Source organism: Sphingomonas sp. Leaf33, assembly GCF_001421785.1.
Lineage (GTDB): Bacteria > Pseudomonadota > Alphaproteobacteria > Sphingomonadales > Sphingomonadaceae > Sphingomonas.
In genome coordinates this window covers 1-2,168 of sequence record NZ_LMLB01000005.1, presented here as the reverse complement: position 1 = coordinate 2,168, position 2,168 = coordinate 1, and the positions used below count along the sequence as shown (strand labels likewise).

Genomic DNA, 2,168 nt, shown 5'->3' with positions numbered 1-2,168 from the left:
TTGGTTGCGGGGACAGGATTTGAACCTGTGACCTTCAGGTTATGAGCCTGACGAGCTACCGGGCTGCTCCACCCCGCGCCACCAAGGGATACGTTGAAAGACAAAGCGCGCCGCGCCTGTGTGGCGGGCGCGCAGAGTGTTTTGGCGTATCTGACAATGTGAATGGGTTTTTGTGTGCGAATTAGCGCGCTGGCTTCAATGCCTGGCGACGACCTACTCTTCCAGAGCTTGAGCCCTAGTACCATTGGCGCAGTCTGGTTTCACGGCCGAGTTCGGGATGGGATCGGGTGGGTCACAGACGCTATGGTCACCAAGCAATGGAGCCAGCGCGTTAGTTCGCGGTGTTTCAAATCGATGCCCGTGCAAATTATAGGCTGAGTTTGTAACCACAACATCGGCTGACGGTTGTCAGGGCTGATGTTGGAGGTGTGAACTCATCAAGCGCGAATAGGACAATTAGTATCGGTTAGCTCCATGCGTTACCGCACTTCCACATCCGATCTATCAAGGTCGTGGTCTCCGACCGTCCTAAGAAATCTTATCTCGAGGGAGGCTTCCCGCTTAGATGCTTTCAGCGGTTATCCCGTCCATACATAGCTACCCTGCTGCGCCGTTGGCACGACGACAGGTACACCAGAGGTATGTTCAACCCGGTCCTCTCGTACTAGGGTCAACTCCTCTCAAATTTCGACGCCCACGGCAGATAGGGACCAAACTGTCTCGCGACGTTCTGAACCCAGCTCACGTACCACTTTAATTGGCGAACAGCCAAACCCTTGGGACCTGCTCCAGCCCCAGGATGTGATGAGCCGACATCGAGGTGCCAAACAACCCCGTCGATATGAGCTCTTGGGGGTTATCAGCCTGTTATCCCCGGCGTACCTTTTATCCGTTGAGCGATGGCCCTTCCACGAGGGACCACCGGATCACTATGACCGACTTTCGTCTCTGCTCGACTTGTCAGTCTCGCAGTCAGGCTGGCTTATGCCATTGCACTCTAACGGTCGGTTTCCAACCGACCTGAGCCAACCTTCGCACGCCTCCGTTACTCTTTAGGAGGCGACCGCCCCAGTCAAACTACCCGCCACAGAGGGTCCCTGAACCAGTTTCATGGTTCGAGGTTAGACATCAGAAAACAACAGGGTGGTATTTCACCTATGGCTCCACATCATCTGGCGACAATGCTTCAAAGCCTCCCACCTATGCTACACAGTTCTTTCCTAATGCCACTCTGAAGCTGCAGTAAAGGTGCACGGGGTCTTTCCGTCTAACCGCGGGTACTCCGCATCTTCACGGAGAATTCAATTTCGCTGAGCATGTCCTGGAGACAGTGGGGAAGTCGTTACGCCATTCGTGCAGGTCGGAACTTACCCGACAAGGAATTTCGCTACCTTAGGACCGTTATAGTTACGGCCGCCGTTTACCTGGGCTTCATTTCGGAGCTTGCACCCCTCCACTTAACCTTCAGGCACCGGGCAGGCGTCAGACCCTATACGTCGTCTTGAAGCCGACTTAGCAGAGCCCTGTGTTTTTGCTAAACAGTCGCTACCCCCTGGCCTGTGCCCCCCACAAGAGCTTGCGCCTATGTGGGGCCTCCTTCTTCCGAAGGTACGGAGGCAATTTGCCGAGTTCCTTCAGGACACTTCTCTCAAGCGCCTTGGTATACTCTACCTGACCACCTGTGTCGGTTTCGGGTACGGTCTATACGGTGGGGCTATTTCCCGGGACAGTTTCGAAGCCTGACCAATCCGATAAGGTCAGACAACACACACCATCCGTCACACACCACCAGGCCCACGAATATTAACGTGGTTCCCATCGACTACCCCCTTCGGGCTCGTCTTAGGGGCCGGCTCACCCTGCGCGGATTAGCCTTGCGCAGGAACCCTTGGTCTTTCGGCGAAAGGGCATCTCACCCTTTTTATCGCTACTCATGTCTGCATTCGCACTTCCGATACCTCCACCGTCGGTTACCCTTCGGCTTCGCAGGCTTACGGAACGCTCCGCTACCGCGTGGATTAAATCCACACCCTAAGCTTCGGTGCACGTCTTGAGCCCCGTTACATCTTCGCCGCAGGAACCCTTGTTTAGACCAGTGAGCTGTTACGCTTTCTTTAAAGGATGGCTGCTTCTAAGCCAACCTCCTGGTTGTTTTGGGATTCCCACAT

1 tRNA gene and 2 rRNA genes are annotated in these 2,168 nt (G+C 54.9%); all 3 read right to left on the bottom strand.

Going from position 1 to position 2,168, the window contains the following annotated elements:
• Window position 1: 1 nt before the first annotated feature.
• A tRNA-Met gene (locus tag ASE86_RS11815) sits at window positions 2-78 on the bottom strand.
• A 122-nt stretch (window positions 79-200) separates the two neighbouring features.
• Window positions 201-315, bottom strand: a 5S ribosomal RNA gene (rrf, locus tag ASE86_RS11810).
• 122 nt (window positions 316-437) lie between these two features.
• Window positions 438-2,168 (bottom strand): 23S ribosomal RNA (locus ASE86_RS11805); the annotation flags it as partial.